The following is a 13,859-nucleotide window of genomic DNA, read 5'->3' on the forward strand; positions in this document are numbered from 1 at the left end:
AACTGGAAGCAGGCCCTCGCCCAACTCGCGATCGCCTACCCCGACCGCATCAACCCCCACCTGTAAGCCCAACTCAAAGTAAAGAGATCGGCCGCCTTACACAGAAAAGTTGACACGCTCCTTCATCGCGCGCATCGCGTCGGATACGTTCGAACTGCTCCACTCTCGATCTCACTTTCACCCCTGCATCTCTCGTGACTCGCCTTGGCAGACGGGCACGAAAGTACGGGGACAAGTAGGTCGAGGGTGGGGCCACTTCAAGCCAGCACTACGGCTCCAAGTGGGGCCACTTCAGACTGGCACACTCACCGTCTCCGGTCTCCAAGGAGCAGCCCCGTGAACGAATCAGTCCACACCACTGAAAGCGCCAACGCTGGCGCGCTGCGGGAGCGCACGCTCGATGACATGGCAAACGCTTACTCGCGCCGAGCACGCGAGGCCCGTGCCAAGCAGGGCAAATCTCCTGTGATCACCGGATCCGGAGTGCTCAATCGACTCGCCGAGATCATGGCTTTGGAGGGCCCGCAGTCTCAGCGATCGGGCCTGCCCGCAGCCTAGATCCTCCAAACCGGCTCACCGATCCGTGAATCGTCGAACCTGTTGTTGATCTTCTCTCGAGGCGCGATCTCGATCCTCTCGACTAGCACCTGGACGATCTCTCGCTTGCGTCGTACAGACGCCGATTCCCACCACTTCTCGATGTCTGGACGGTCTTTCGGCACATCAGACAGCACCGCGTGCAGGTTTGGCGCCCACGTCCCCAGCACGCGTTCTGCCTCGCGCTGGCGGAGCGCCCACCCCTCGCGCACGGCATCCCACTCTTCCTGGTGCAATCGCCCAGCTGCGAACTCCAGGCCGTAGTGCTTCCGCAAGCGACTGATTTCGGCAATTGTCTCCTCGGCCCCGCGTGCCGCAGCACCGTTGGCGGTGCGGCGTTGGGCGGTACCTGAGCGGACCTTGGCCTCCGCGACCGCGTCAATGATGGCCATAGAGACGATCCGATCAGTCTGAGGCCCTGCGATGGTAAGGCCACCGCAGGTGTGCGGTCGGCCCGGCTGCTTGGAGCAGGCATACCGGAACGGACCGCCGTTGCGGGTTGGTGACCCGGCCAGGCTAGAGCCGCACTTGCCGCACTTAAGAATGGCCGCGAGCAGATACTTCGGCTCACGGCCACGCTTTGTCCGGGGTCGGTCTGTAACCAGCCGGATGTCCTCAATCGCTTCCTTGGACAGAATCGGGGTCCAGTCCCCCGGCGAGATCAACTCGCCATAGCCTCCCCGCTGGCCGGGGCTGAACTCGCGCCAGCCACACAGTGATCCGCGGCGAACCATTGCGCGCACGTTCGCAGCCCGCCAGTATGACCGGTCCGCCGGCACGCCGGCCGCAAACAGCATCCGGGCAATGGTCGAGTCGTCCAGACCGTGATCGTGAGACGTGACATGTTCGACCCAGAGTTGGTCGCGGACCCAAGCTGCGGAGCACACCTCGGCGTTTCCGCCAGCCTTCCGCAATAGGCGCGCGAGAGCGCCAGGGGTGAGGGAACTGCTGCTGCGCGCGCCTTCGATGACGGCGGTGACAGCTTGACGCTCGTCCCGTTCGGCGGCCCGCTGAACCCGCCTCGCGTCCCACTTTCCACTACCAGGGGTAGGCACTCCGCGCTCGTTCAGGTCGGCCGCGATCGAGTACAGCGAGTCACCTTCGATGAGCCGGCGTGCAACGTCTCGGATGACGCCAGCCTCCTCGGGGATGATGCGCTGCTCATCGTCATAGCCATACCCGAGCGGTCCATGGGCCCGACCTGCCTGCGCAGCCTGTGCTCGTTGCGCGGAAAGACGGGCAGACTTCACGTCGCCTTCGTTGGCGGCGACGGCAGCGAGGATCCGGGCGAGAAGGCGGCCGGACGGGGTGGTTAGGTCGATTTCGCCAGCCTGGAGAAACACCACCGGGATCGCGGACCGCTGAGCCTCGATCGCATCCAGCACCCGCTCCAAGTCGACCACTCGCCGCAACACTCGGTCGAGGTGCCACGCGACTAGCCCATCGACATACCCGGCTTGCACGTCAGCCAGAAGTTGCTCGAAACGGGGGCGACGCTTGCCAGAGCGTGCAGAAATGTCGTTGTCTGAGTACACCTTCGGCTCAGGCCAGCCGAGCGCCTCGCATCGTTCGCGGCATGCTTCGATCTGCCGCTGGACACCGAGGGCTTGTCCAGTGCGGTCGAGGCTAATCCTCGCGTAGATCGCGGGCGCTTGGGGCAAACCTCGCTGCTGCTGCATGCCACCAGAATCTAGCAGTGGTTTTAGGCATTGCGGTCTTGACGGCCGAGAAGCCGCGGCTGATGCCCTCGAGCACCACGTGGAGCCGGTGCCCCTCGGGCAGCATCGCGTCGACGAAGGGCCGGCTCATGTCGATGCGCCGCCCGCTCGACTTCAGCATCCGCTCGACCAGCTCGGCGACCTGCGCCTGGGTGAGCATCAGGTTCGTCAGCTCATGCCGGCCGTTGCGGGCGACGAAGACACGGCTGGGGTCGTTGATCCACACCTCCTCGACCGTCGGGTCGTCGAGCAGGGGCTGCAGCGCCCCGAACCCGGAGACCCGCGCGACCAGCTCGCCGACCACTGCCTCGGCGTCGCCGACAGGCACCACCGCGCCGGTCAGGCTGCGCTCGTCGTGCTCGTGCACCAACGACTCGGCCAGACGTCGTACGACGCCTGGGTCGCGCTGGGGGTCGATGCCCTCGCGGCGCACCACCTCGCGCAGCGCGTGGTCGAGGTGCTCGAGGGTCTCGGCGTGCCCTGGCAGCCGGGCGCCCGAACCGGCCCTGGCGGCGGGGTGCGGGGATGCGGAGGCCCGCCGGGCGTCGGCGTGGGTCATCGCCATGGCAGGCCCTCCGAGTAGGGGTCAGCAGCAGGAGTGCGTCATCGGTGACGCTACGCAGCCGGACACCTACCCGGGAAGCCTCGATTCTTAACCTGTGGAGAACCCTTCGGGGTGTGCCCGAGCCGGGCTTCCGCCACAACGACACCCCTGGTCCCTGTGACCTCATCAGCCCCGCCGACCCGGCCCATACTTCGCGCTGACCCGGCCCTGACTTCGCGTCGAGCCGTCCCGGATCTACCCGGCGGAGCCCCGTCAGCCGGCGGAGAGGCGCTCGAGCAGCTCGCCGGAGTGCTTCACCCCGGTCAGGGCGGAGGGATGCACCTCCTAGCCGCGACGCAGCACCGTGAACCTGCCGTCGGGCTCCACCACCGCGACCGCCACCTCCTGCGGCGAGCGCACCCCGGCAGCGCGCAGCTCTGTCCACAGGCCCGACTCGTCGAGCCCGAGGCGGGTCAGCTCGTGGCGCTGCACCTGCCCGGCCACCATCACCGCCACCGCCCGGTGCCTCCGACGCGCGACCATCCGGTCGCTGCGCCGTACCCGCCCGGCGACGCCCTCGACGACCAGCAGGGTCGCGAGCGCGAGCAGCCCGCCGCTGAGCGTCGGCACCTGGCCGAGGATCGATCGGCCGACGATCGCTCCCAGCACCGTGACCACCGCCAGGTCGAGGCTCGACGGCGAGGCGTAGAGGCGCTGGCCGGCGTGCGAGAGCAGCGTGGTGATCGCCAGGTAGAGCACGATCGTGGACACCACGATCGTCACAGCGCCGAAGAGGGGAAGGCCGAGGTAGAAGCCGAGGTCGTCCATCGGGCCATCGTGTCGCATCGACGCCGGCGCAGCCCGGCTGCGGAGGTTCGGGCCGGGTCGGCGGGAAGTTCGGGCCGGGTCGGTGGGAAGTTCAGGCCGGGTCAGCGGGAGATCTGGGCCGGGTCGGGGGTCTCGGAGGAGACGCTGCCCAGGAAGATGAGCACGATGACGGTGACGACGAGGTTGACCAGGGTGGCCATCAGCGCCAGCACCACCAGGCCGGTGCTCACCAGACCACCGACGGCGAGGAGGGCGTAGACCCCCGCCACCACGACGTACGTCGTGCGCAGGGTGTGCGCGCTCCCCGCACGGCGCGGCAGGACCGCCATCACCCCGCTCAGCGTGCCCACCACCACGACCAGGTCGACGACCCCCTCCAGGACCCCCAGCCACACCGCCGTCTCGCCGAGCAGGTCGGGGCCCGGCCACAGGGGCGCCGAGACCAGGGCGCCGACCCCGGCGGCCACGGCACCGAGCCGGAACCCCTGGTGCAGGTGGGCGAGCCTGCCCAGCGCGAACGCGACGACGATCCAGCCCACGGGGTCGGGCAGCAGGTCGAAGGCCCTTCCCCCGCTGCCGAAGCGCAGGTCGAGCAGAACGACGACCAGGCCGACGACGACGGTCATCAGGGGCTTCACGTGCTCAGGCTAGTGCCGCGCCCGCAGGGGCTCAGCAGGCGCTCACCTTGCGGTAGAAGCCGTCGCTGGTCTCACGCACCGAGGTCACGGTGGCGTTGCCCTGGCCGAGGTAGTCCTGGCTGCCCAGCGCGTAGAACGGGTTGTAGGGGTCGTTGCCGTAGCTGACCGCCCGCCCGGCGCTCTCGTGGGTGGCGTTGGTGCTGGTCCAGCAGTCCACAGGACCTGGCGGCGTGGTCGGCGTAGGCGTCGGCGTCGGGGTGGGCGTAGGGGTGGTCGTGGGGGTGGGCGTCGGCGTGCCGGTGGTCGTCCCGCTCACGCGGCGGTTGTGGGCGAAGAAGAAGGAGGTGACGTAGCGCGGGTAGTCGATGCTGCTGGCCTTGATGTAGCGACCGCCCGGGCCGCCGCCGGCGGGCCAGTTGTGGCCCAGGCCGGTGTTGGTGAGCAGCGAGACCCGCGGCCCCTCGGCGTCGGACCACACGGTGCCGCTGCCGGCCGTGCTGGTGCCGGGCAGCGTCGACATGGTGACCGGCGAGGTGGTGGTGGCGTCGTAGAGCCCGGCCATCACCTCGGCGTTGAGCAGGTTGTAGCCGGTGGCCACGGTGTAGTCGTCGTTGCCGTGGATGACCGAGGTCAGCTGGGTGTCGAAGCCGGCGGTGTGGCTGCCGGCGAAGCGGGTGCAGGTCGAGGTCGCGGCCGCCTTGGTCGTCGACACGGTCGAGATCTGCGAGGAGGTGGTGCCGACCGTGGGCCCGGCGTTGATGCCGATGCCGGCGAAGACGTCGGGGGCCAGGCAGCCCATCACCATCGTCTCGCCGCCGCCCGAGGACAGCCCGGAGAGGTAGACCTGGTCGGCGTCGAGGGCCAGGGCGGTGCGCCCGAGCAGCGTGTCGACCAGCGCCAGCAGGTTGTCGTCGTGGCGCGCGGGGTTGCTGCGGCTGTGGTTGCCGTCGTAGTAGTCCCAGCAGCCGGCGATCACACCGCCGTTGGGGGCGGCGGGCACGGCCACGACCATGCCGTAGGCGTCGGCGGTGGCCTGCCAGTTGCCGGCCGTCTGCAGGTCGGTGTTGGTCTGCACGCAGCCGTGCAGGTTGACCATCAGCGCTCGCCCGTCGGCGATCGCCGGGGCCGTGGTCGGCACGTAGAGCCGCACGTTCATGCCGGCGATGGTCTCGCTGGTCCAGCTGCCCGCGGCCCGGGCGCTGGTGCCGGCGCCGGGGCCCAGGACCAGCGTGACGGCGGTGAGCACCACCGCGAGCACGCCGGCCAGGACGGCCGGGACGCTGCGCCGGGCGGCGCTCGTCGCGGACCGGGGCAGGGATCCGGGCAGGGACGGGGTCGGTACGTCGATCATGGTGCTCCTCCGAGTAGGGCCAGGCATGACGTGCGGGTGGTGCGGGACAGCAGTGGGTCAGGCAGCGGTCAGGCGGGCAGCTCCCGCGTGGCGGCGACGACGGCCTCGGCACCGCGGGGGCCGAGCACGATCGTGTAGTGGTTGACGTCGTCGACCTCGACGTCGCGCAGCTGGGGCAGCCACTCGCGGGCGCGCTCGGCGGCGTCGGGCGGGTACAGCGCCTGCGGCTCGTCCATCAGCCCGCGCGGGGCGCGCAGGAAGGTGGTCGGCACCTGCACGGCCCGCATCGCCGACTCGTACGCCGCTCCCCCGAAGAGCTGGGAGGCGTCGGCGGCCACCGCGTCGACCACGGCCGAGGGCTTGAGGTGCGGCGCCTCGCCCTCGAGGTCGTAGTCGACGTACCCCTCGACGACCGGGCTCCAGTCGTGGGCGAAGGCGGGGTGCTCGCGCCAGAAGTCGCGGTAGACCTCGTGGCTCTCGAAGGTCATCCGCAGCCGCGCCGCGGCGGGGCCGAGCACGTCGTCGGGCGTCGCGGTCGGCGACGGGACGCCCCCGGCGGGCGCCAGCAGCGGCAGCCCGCCGTCGACGAGCACCAGGCCGGTGGCCCGCTCCCCGATCCGCGCGGCCAGGGTGAGCACCACGAAGGCGCCCATCGAGTGCCCGACGAGGCCCACCCGGGCCACGTCGAGGTGGTCGAGCACCTGCTCGAGGTCGCGCGCGTGCTGCTCGAGCCCGTACGGCGCCGGCAGCGTCGCGCTGCGGCCGCGACCGCGCAGGTCGGGCGCGACGACCCGGTGGCCGGGCAGCGCCTCGGCGACCAGCGGCCAGCAGCGGTGGTGGGCGGTGATGCCGTGCACGGCGAGCACCACGGGCGCGTCGGGGTCCTCGGGACCCCATACGCCGCAGGTCAGCTCGCCGCCGTCGACGGGCACGCGGATCATTCGCGGGCCGGTCGGGCCGGTCGGGGAGCCGGGCGCCGAGGGGTGCCGGGTGGCGGTGGTCATCGCTGGTCTGCTCCTGTGTCAGGGCTGCTGGGGCTGCTGTCGCTGCTGTCGCTGCTGGGGTCGGGGTGGGCGGCGGCCAGGGCCCGCTCGATGAAGGCCATCACCTGCTCGAAGACGTGGTCGGGCACGGTGGCGGTCGACCCGGGGCCGGGGGCGGCGCCGGGCTCGTCGCCCCAGAGCACCCAGCGCATCCCGACCATCTCGCCGATGCCCATCAGCACCCACGCGACGACCTCGGGGTCGATGTCGCCGACGTCGCCGACCTCGCGGGCCCGCTCGAGGTTGGCGATGTAGCCCTCGACGATGCGGGTGTAGTGCAGCTTGAGCGCGCGGGGCGAGACGAACTCGGCCTCGCGCACCACCCGGTAGAGCGCGGGGTGCTCGGCGGTGAAGGCGAAGAACGCCCGGAAGCCCGCCCGCTCGCCCTCCAGGCGGGTGGTGGCGCCGGCCGAGCCCTCGGTCATGGCGTGGCGTACCCGGCGGTTGAGGTCCTCGACGAGCTCTTCGAAGACGGTGAGCTTGGAGTCGAAGTAGAGGTAGAAGGTGCCCTGGGCCACCCCTGCCTTCTCGGTGATCCGGGTGATCGAGGCATCGGCGTAGCCGTGCTCGGCGAAGACGTGCTCGGCGGCGTCGATGATCGCCTTGCGGGTCGCGGTGCCGCGCTTGGTGCTGGGCGGCTTGCGTGCGGTCTCGCTCATGCCCGGGCCTCCTGCTCGCGCCACCGGTCGGCCAGCGCGCGCCGCACGATCTTGCTGCTCGAGGAGCGCGGGATCTCGGCGACGACCTCGACGTGGCGCGGCACCTTGAAGGCCGCCAGCTCGCGGGCGCAGTGCTCGCGCAGGTCCTGCTCGTCGGTGGCCACGCCGGGGCGCAGCACGACGTACGCCGCGCACACCTCGCCCCAGCGCTCGTCGGGCACGCCCACCGCGGCCGCGTCGGCCACGGCCGGGTGGGCCAGCAGCACCTGCTCGACCTCGGCCGGGGCGACGCTCTCGCCGCCGGTGATGAAGATGTCCTTGATGCGGTCGACGATGCGGTAGTAGCCGTCGGCGTCGCGGGTGGCCAGGTCGCCGGTGTGCAGGCCGCGGTGGCGCTCCTGCTCGGCCCGCTCGTGCTCGGGCTCGCGGAAGTAGCCGGCGAAGACGTTGGGCCCGCGCACCACCAGCTCGCCGGTGCCGGGGCCCTCGACGACCTCGCCGGTGGCCGGGTCGACGAGCTCGACCTCGACGTGCGGGTAGGGGGTGCCGGCCATCCCGACGCGCCGGGTGGCCTCCTCGGGCGGCAGGCACAGCACGTTGGGCGCGGCCTCGGTCAGGCCGTAGCCCTGGGTCAGCGCGACCCCGCGCCGGTGCCAGGTGCGCAGCAGCGGCTCGGGCATCGGCGCCCCGCCGACGATGGCGTGGCGCAGGCTGCTCAGGTCGGCGGCGGCGAAGTCGGGGTGCTCGGCCAGCATCAGGTAGGTCGCCGGCACCCCCATCGTGGTGGTGATCTGGCGCTCGGCGATCAGGTGCAGCACCCGCCCGGCGTCGAAGGTGCGCTCGAGCACGACGGTGGCGCCCATCCACCACGCGAGCAGCGGCTGCACGTTCCAGCCGCCGACGTGGAACTGCGGCATCAGCGCGAGCACCACGTCGCGGCTGGTGATCTCGGCGGTGCGCGAGAGCGACAGGTTGGTCCAGAAGCAGTTGGCGTGGGTCAGCACCGCGCCGCGGGCCTGCCCGGAGGTACCGGAGGTGAAGATGATCAGCAGCGGGTCGTCGTCCTCGACCGGCGCGACCGGCGCCGCCCCCGCCGTCGTACGCCGCTCGCCGCGGGCGCGCTCGGAGCCACCCGGCGCCGGCGCGTGCCGCTCGACGCCCTGGGTGCCCATCGCGGCCACCGGGACCTGCCCGACGACGAGGTCGAGGGTGGCGCGGGCCAGGGCGGTGAACTCCTCCTCGACCAGCAGCAGCGCGGGGTCGGCCTCCTCGACCTGCCCGGCCAGCTCGCGCGGCGAGAGCCGCCACGACAGCGGCACCAGCACCAGCCCGGCCTTGGCGCAGGCGAAGAAGAGCACCACGTGGTCGGCGCTGTTGCCGGTCAGCGTCGCCAGCCGGTCGCCCCGGGTGTAGCCGGCTCGGCGCAGCCGCGCGGCGAGGTGCTCGGCGCGCTGGTCGAGGCGCTCGTAGGTGAGCACCACTCCCCTGTCGTCGATCGCGACCCGCTCGGGGGTCGAGGTCGCCCGGTCGGTGATCCAGCGGCCCAGGGTGTGCAGGCCGTCGGCGGTCGCGGTGGACGAGGCGGACGAGGCGGACGAGGCGGACGAGGCGGACAAGGTGGTCATGGGCCATCCTCCCCCGCGGCGGGCGTGGCGGGGCGACCGGCGCGGGTGCGGGCCCCGGCCAGGCGGGCGCCGAGGCCGACCAGGCCGCCGGGCACGAAGAGCACGACGAGGATGAACAGGGTGCCGAGGATGAACAGCGGCTCGCCCAGCGGCACGCTCAGCACGGCCGGCAGCGACTCGACGGCGTCGGAGGCCGCGAGCGTGGTCAACCGCTGGTCGAGCAGCGTGTAGACGATGCCGCCCACCACCGCGCCCCAGCGCGAGCCGAGGCCGCCGAGCACCACGATCACCAGGATGGTCAGGGTGAAGTCGGCCGAGGCGACGCGGGGCGTGGCGCCGCTCTGCAGCAGCAGGTAGACCATGCCCACGACCACGGCCAGCACCGAGCCGGTGACGAAGGCGAGCAGCTTGACCGCGAAGGGCCGCAGGCCCAGCACCCGGACCCGCAGCTCGTTCTCACGGGTCGCGGCGGCGACGTGGCCGGCGCGCGAGCGCTCGAACCAGGTGACCAGCGCGAAGACGACCACGAGCAGCACCAGCGCCACCCAGTAGAGGTTGCGGGTGTCGGTGACGCCGACGAACGCGTCGGGCACGTTGGTGGTGTCGAGGCGCAGCCCCTCCTCGCCCCCGGTGACGTCGCTGTTGCGGCGGATCAGCACCGAGCCGGCCTGGGCGAAGGCCAGGGTGACCATGGCGAAGGAGATGCCGCCGACGCGCAGCCCGACCGCGCCGAGCACCAGCGCGACGACCGCGCCGCCGAGCAGGGTGAGCAGCATCGCCGGCACCAGGCCCAGGTCGGTGCGCTCGAGCACGATGCCCAGCCCGTAGGCGCCGATGGCCAGGTAGAGCGCGTGCCCGAAGCTCAGCAGCCCGGCCACGCCGAAGATCACGTGGTAGGTCAGCGCGAGCGAGGCGAAGACCAGCGCCAGCGCCATCAGCTGCAGCGTGCCGGGCGTGTACGTCGCTCCCGGCAGCACGCCGGGCACGCTCACGTTGATCAACGGCAGCACCGCGAGCAGCACGACGAGGCCCAGCACCGCCAGCAGCCGCAGCGGCAGCCCCGCCCCGCGGCGCGCGCCACCGGTGGGGCCGGCCGGGGCCGCGGGCTGCGGCGTACCGGTGTCGGGGTGGGTGTCGGTGGTGGTGCTCATGCGCGGGCTCCCATCAGGCCGGAGGGACGCACGAGCAGGACGGTGGCCAGCAGCAGCACGACCACCAGGTCGCCGGTCCCGGAGAGGTAGAAGTTGGCCATCTGCTGCAGCACCGCGACCACGACGGAGGCGATCGCTGCACCGAGCAGGGAGCCCAGGCCGCCGATGACGGTGACGATGAAGGCGAAGATCAGCAGCGAGCCGCCCAGCTGGGGCGAGACGTAGCCGAAGTAGTGCGAGGCCAGCACCCCGCCCAGACCGGCGGCGGCGCCGCCGATGGCGAAGACGACGGTGAAGGCGCGGCGCACGTCGATGCCCAGGGCGGTGACCATGGAGCGGTTCTCGACGCCGGCGCGGATCACCAGACCGAAGCGGGTGAAGCGCAGGAACGCCACGATGCCGCCCAGCACGAGGAGCGCGACCCCGATCAGCAGGAACCGGTCGTTGGGCACCCGGGCGCCGAGGATCGTGGTGGTCTCGTCGAACCAGCCGGGGCCGGTGACGAAGATGGCGTCGGTGCCCCAGATGCCGTCGAAGAGTGCGACGGTGGCCAGCGCCAGGCCGACGGTGACCAGCACCTGCTCGATGTGGCGCTCGTAGAGGCGGCGGATCAGCAGCAGCTCGGTGAGCACGGCGGCGAGGGCGCCGACGCCGGCCCCGACCAGCAGCGAGAGCAGCAGCGAGCCCCAGGAGTCGCCGCCGAGGCGGCGGGCGGTCTCCCACCCGGCGAAGGCGCCCAGGGTCAGGAAGGAGCCGTGGGCGAAGTTGAGCACGCCCATCAGGCCGTAGATGAGCGAGAGGCCCGAGGCGACGAGGAAGTACAGCGCCCCCAGGCCCAGGCCGGTGGCGAGCAGCAGCACGACGGTGCTCACGAGCGGACCTCCTGGTCGTGGGTGGACGGGTCGGGGTGGCTGCCGGAGTCATGGCTGGACCCGTGGCTGGAGCCGGTGGAGCCGACGCCGAGGAGGCTGACGACCCGCTGCTCGTCGTCGAGCAGCTCGGCGGCGTCGCCGGTGTGCACGACGCGGCCGTCGGCCATCACCACGGCGCGGTCGGCCAGGCGGCGGGCCACGACGAGGTTCTGCTCGACGAGCAGGATCGGCACGACCTGGGCGGCGCGCTCGAGCGCCTCGGTGACCTCGCCGACCAGCTTGGGCGAGAGGCCCTTGGTGGGCTCGTCGACCAGCAGCAGCCGGTTGTCGTTGAGCAGGGCCCGCGCCAGGGCGACCATCTGCTGCTGCCCGCCCGACAGGGTGCCGGCGGCCTGCTGGCCGCGGGCGATGATGTCGGGGAACAGGTCGGCGACCAGGTCACGGCGCGGGTTCGCGCTGCGCTCGGCCAGGCGCAGGTTCTCCTCCACGCTCAGGGAGCCGAAGACCTCGCGGTCCTCGGGGACGTAGCCGACGCCTCGCTGCACGATGCGGTGCGTGGGCAGGGTGTCGATGCGCTCGCCGTCGAGCTCGACGACACCGTTGCGCTCGACGAGGCCGAGCACCGCCTTGATGGTGCTCGTCTTGCCCACGCCGTTGCGCCCGAGCAGGGCGGTCACGCCCTGGGCGGGCACCTCGAGGGTGACGTCCTCGACGACCTGCTGCTGGCCGATGCGGGCCGAGAGGCCGCGCACCCGCAGGACGGGTCCTGACTGGCTCATGCGCTCGCTCCCAGGTAGGCGCTCTGGACGGTGGGGTCGGCCATCACGGCCTGCGGGGAGTCGCAGGCCAGCAGCTGACCGTGGTGCATCACCGCGAGCCGGTCGACGAGCCCGAGGACGACGTCCATGTGGTGCTCGACCATCAGCACGGTGGTGCCGTGCTCGCGGTGCACCTTGCGGATCAGGTCCATCAGGCCCTCGACGTCGGCGATGCCGACCCCGGCCATCGGCTCGTCGAGCAGGATCACGTGGGGGTCGCTGGCCAGCAGCATGGCGATCTCGAGCTTGCGCTTGTCGCCGTGGGCCAGGCCCCCGGCGACGGTCTGCTCGTGGTGGGCCAGACCGACCTGGTCGAGCCGGTCACGCGCCCGCTCGGTGGCGGCGCCGCCGCGACCGGGGAAGCGGACCAGGCTCAGCGCCCCGCCGAGGGCCGCCTGCGCGGCCAGTCGCACGTTCTCGAGCGCGGTGAGCCCGTCGAAGAGGCTCGAGGTCTGGAACGTGCGGCCCAGCCCGGCCCGGGCCCGGGCGTCGACCGAGCGGGCGGTGACGTCGTCGCCGGCGAGGTGCACCGTGCCCGCTGTCGGGCGCATGACGCCCGACAGCAGGTTGAACAGCGTCGTCTTGCCCGCACCGTTGGGGCCGATCACCCCGAGCATCTCGCCGCGCGGCACCGCGAGGGAGACCCCGTCGATGATCACCGCGCCGCCGATGCTCAGGTGCAGGTCGTGCACCGCGAGGACCGGGCCGGGCTGGCTCACGAGGTCGCGACCGGGGGTGCGACGACGTCGGGCTCGACCTGGTCGGCCAGCTCCGGCACGAACGACCCGCCCTGCTCGCTCAGCGTGGCCGCGAACATCGGCTGGATCAGCGCGTGGTCCTCGGCGCGCACCGTGGTGGTGCCCTTGGGGCCCTCGAACTCCCAGCCCTCGAGCGCGTCGATCATCGCGTCGACGTCGTCGCCGCCGCCCTCCTCGATGGCGTGCACGATCATCTGGCCGGCCACGAAGCCGTCGGGCGAGAACAGGTCGGCCTCGGCGCCGGCCTCCTCGAGCGACTCGACCATCGCGGCGTTGACCTCGTTGTCGGGGGCGCCGGCGAAGTAGTGGGACAGGAAGGTGATCTGCTCGCTGGCCGCGCCGTAGGCGCCGTAGCTGGCGATGTCGCCGAGACCGGTGGTCACCGGCACCTCGTCGAAGACCTGCTGCTGGTCCAGGGACTGCCACATGGCGCTGGTGGTGTCGCCGGCCCAGGCCACGAAGACCAGGTCGGGGTCGGCGTCGAGGATGCGGCGCGCGAAGGGGGTGAACTCGGTGGCGTCCTCGGGCACGAGCACCGGCTCGACCTCGGCGCCGGCGCCGCCCAGGACGGCCTCGACACCGGCCACGTTGCCCTGGCCGAAGGCGTTGTCCTGCGCGAAGACCGCGACCTTCTTGCCCTCGAGGTCGCCGATCAGCGAGCCCGCGGTGGCGACGTCCTGGTAGGTCTGTCGGCCCGAGCGGAAGGTGTAGCGGTTGATGCCGGTCACGGCGTCGGCGGCGGCCGGGCCAGAGATGTAGAGCACCTCGTTCTGCTCGGCCTGCTCGGCCAGCGACAGCGCCACGCCGGAGGAGACGGTGCCCGCGATGATCTGGGTGCCGGAGCCGATGGCGTCCTTGGCCAGGCCGACGGCCTTGGCGGGGTCGCCCGCGTCGTCGGCGAAGTCGAGCTCGATCTCGCGGCCGTCGACCTCGCCGGAGCCGTCGGTGGCGTAGTCGATGCCGGCCTCGAGGCCGTTGCGGTAGGCCTCGCCGTACGCCGCCAGCGGGCCGCTCTGCGAGTAGATGATCGAGACCGGCACGGCCGCTGCCTCGCCGTCCTCGCCCGAGGAGGCGGAACCGCTGTCGGGCGCGCAGGCACTGAGGCCCAGCACGCCGACGACCGCTGCTGCGGCCACCGCCAGGGAGCGTCGTCCGCCCGTTCGGGCCGGGGTGCGCTGCGTCATGACTTCTCCTTCGTCGTCAAACCTGACAGGTGATTCAGGTCTCATAGCGTGACGGTAACCACAGGTCTTAGCC

The 13,859-nt window shown here is 71.8% G+C and carries 14 protein-coding genes; 1 reads left to right on the top strand and 13 read right to left on the bottom strand.

All coding sequences use genetic code 11. The features are described from left to right. The first annotated feature begins 336 nt into the window (after window positions 1-336). On the top strand, window positions 337-558 hold the full coding sequence (locus QWJ41_RS09005) for a hypothetical protein (protein ID WP_156393530.1): 222 nt from the start codon (window positions 337-339) through the stop codon (window positions 556-558). Here QWJ41_RS09005 and QWJ41_RS09010 read toward each other — a convergent pair. The 13 genes from QWJ41_RS09010 to QWJ41_RS09070 all read right to left on the bottom strand — a co-directional run bounded on the left by QWJ41_RS09010 (window position 555) and on the right by QWJ41_RS09070 (window position 13,786). Further along, a complete protein-coding gene (locus QWJ41_RS09010; RefSeq protein ID WP_162250922.1) occupies window positions 555-2,276 on the bottom strand; it encodes a recombinase family protein in 1,722 nt (573 codons plus the stop codon). The two genes, QWJ41_RS09005 and QWJ41_RS09010, sit on opposite strands and share 4 nt — an antisense overlap. After that, complete coding sequence (locus QWJ41_RS09015) at window positions 2,224-2,880, bottom strand: hypothetical protein (RefSeq protein WP_302707463.1); 657 nt, start codon at window positions 2,878-2,880, stop codon at window positions 2,224-2,226. Before QWJ41_RS09015 ends, QWJ41_RS09010 begins: the two co-directional genes overlap by 53 nt. 324 nt (window positions 2,881-3,204) lie before the next feature. Beyond that, window positions 3,205-3,687 (bottom strand): YetF domain-containing protein, encoded by a 483-nt coding sequence (locus QWJ41_RS09020; protein WP_302707465.1) that lies wholly within the window; start codon window positions 3,685-3,687, stop codon window positions 3,205-3,207. Between the two features lie 101 nt (window positions 3,688-3,788). Beyond that, entirely contained in the window at window positions 3,789-4,325 is a 537-nt protein-coding gene (locus tag QWJ41_RS09025) for a hypothetical protein (RefSeq protein ID WP_302707467.1), read from the bottom strand. Window positions 4,326-4,356: 31 nt separating this feature from the next. Further along, a complete protein-coding gene (locus tag QWJ41_RS09030) occupies window positions 4,357-5,676 on the bottom strand; it encodes an extracellular catalytic domain type 1 short-chain-length polyhydroxyalkanoate depolymerase (protein ID WP_302707469.1) in 1,320 nt (439 codons plus the stop codon). Between the two features lie 68 nt (window positions 5,677-5,744). Further along, the gene (locus QWJ41_RS09035) at window positions 5,745-6,680 is read right to left on the bottom strand and encodes an alpha/beta fold hydrolase (RefSeq protein WP_302707471.1); all 936 of its coding nucleotides are present in this window, start codon (window positions 6,678-6,680) and stop codon (window positions 5,745-5,747) included. Further along, window positions 6,677-7,378: a TetR/AcrR family transcriptional regulator gene (locus QWJ41_RS09040; protein WP_302707473.1), complete on the bottom strand. Its 702-nt coding sequence runs from the start codon at window positions 7,376-7,378 to the stop codon at window positions 6,677-6,679. The genes QWJ41_RS09035 and QWJ41_RS09040 overlap by 4 nt, the downstream gene beginning before the upstream one ends. Further along, entirely contained in the window at window positions 7,375-9,003 is a 1,629-nt protein-coding gene (locus QWJ41_RS09045) for a class I adenylate-forming enzyme family protein (RefSeq protein ID WP_302707475.1), read from the bottom strand. Before QWJ41_RS09045 ends, QWJ41_RS09040 begins: the two co-directional genes overlap by 4 nt. Further along, a complete protein-coding gene (locus tag QWJ41_RS09050; protein WP_302707476.1) occupies window positions 9,000-10,154 on the bottom strand; it encodes a branched-chain amino acid ABC transporter permease in 1,155 nt (384 codons plus the stop codon). Before QWJ41_RS09050 ends, QWJ41_RS09045 begins: the two co-directional genes overlap by 4 nt. Continuing rightward, entirely contained in the window at window positions 10,151-11,026 is an 876-nt protein-coding gene (locus QWJ41_RS09055; RefSeq protein WP_302707478.1) for a branched-chain amino acid ABC transporter permease, read from the bottom strand. The genes QWJ41_RS09050 and QWJ41_RS09055 overlap by 4 nt, the downstream gene beginning before the upstream one ends. Then, on the bottom strand, window positions 11,023-11,805 hold the full coding sequence (locus QWJ41_RS09060) for an ABC transporter ATP-binding protein (protein ID WP_302707480.1): 783 nt from the start codon (window positions 11,803-11,805) through the stop codon (window positions 11,023-11,025). Before QWJ41_RS09060 ends, QWJ41_RS09055 begins: the two co-directional genes overlap by 4 nt. Next, window positions 11,802-12,563: an ABC transporter ATP-binding protein gene (locus QWJ41_RS09065; protein ID WP_302707481.1), complete on the bottom strand. Its 762-nt coding sequence runs from the start codon at window positions 12,561-12,563 to the stop codon at window positions 11,802-11,804. The genes QWJ41_RS09060 and QWJ41_RS09065 overlap by 4 nt, the downstream gene beginning before the upstream one ends. Continuing rightward, complete coding sequence (locus QWJ41_RS09070) at window positions 12,560-13,786, bottom strand: substrate-binding domain-containing protein (RefSeq protein WP_302707483.1); 1,227 nt, start codon at window positions 13,784-13,786, stop codon at window positions 12,560-12,562. The genes QWJ41_RS09065 and QWJ41_RS09070 overlap by 4 nt, the downstream gene beginning before the upstream one ends. Window positions 13,787-13,859 lie beyond the last annotated feature (73 nt).

This window comes from Nocardioides cremeus (assembly GCF_030518195.1).
In the GTDB taxonomy this organism is placed as follows: domain Bacteria; phylum Actinomycetota; class Actinomycetes; order Propionibacteriales; family Nocardioidaceae; genus Nocardioides; species Nocardioides cremeus.

What these genes read in the sequence shown, in the direction of transcription:
- QWJ41_RS09010 (WP_162250922.1), bottom strand. Translation starts at nt 2,276, where the DNA reads ATGCAGCAGCAGCGAGGTTTGCCCCAAGCGCCCGCGATCTACGCGAGG.
- QWJ41_RS09015 (WP_302707463.1), bottom strand. Translation starts at nt 2,880, where the DNA reads ATGGCGATGACCCACGCCGACGCCCGGCGGGCCTCCGCATCCCCGCAC.
- QWJ41_RS09020 (WP_302707465.1), bottom strand. Translation starts at nt 3,687, where the DNA reads ATGGACGACCTCGGCTTCTACCTCGGCCTTCCCCTCTTCGGCGCTGTG.
- QWJ41_RS09030 (WP_302707469.1), bottom strand. Translation starts at nt 5,676, where the DNA reads ATGATCGACGTACCGACCCCGTCCCTGCCCGGATCCCTGCCCCGGTCC.
- QWJ41_RS09035 (WP_302707471.1), bottom strand. Translation starts at nt 6,680, where the DNA reads ATGACCACCGCCACCCGGCACCCCTCGGCGCCCGGCTCCCCGACCGGC.
- QWJ41_RS09040 (WP_302707473.1), bottom strand. Translation starts at nt 7,378, where the DNA reads ATGAGCGAGACCGCACGCAAGCCGCCCAGCACCAAGCGCGGCACCGCG.
- QWJ41_RS09045 (WP_302707475.1), bottom strand. Translation starts at nt 9,003, where the DNA reads ATGACCACCTTGTCCGCCTCGTCCGCCTCGTCCGCCTCGTCCGCCTCG.
- QWJ41_RS09050 (WP_302707476.1), bottom strand. Translation starts at nt 10,154, where the DNA reads ATGAGCACCACCACCGACACCCACCCCGACACCGGTACGCCGCAGCCC.
- QWJ41_RS09060 (WP_302707480.1), bottom strand. Translation starts at nt 11,805, where the DNA reads ATGAGCCAGTCAGGACCCGTCCTGCGGGTGCGCGGCCTCTCGGCCCGC.
- QWJ41_RS09070 (WP_302707483.1), bottom strand. Translation starts at nt 13,786, where the DNA reads ATGACGCAGCGCACCCCGGCCCGAACGGGCGGACGACGCTCCCTGGCG.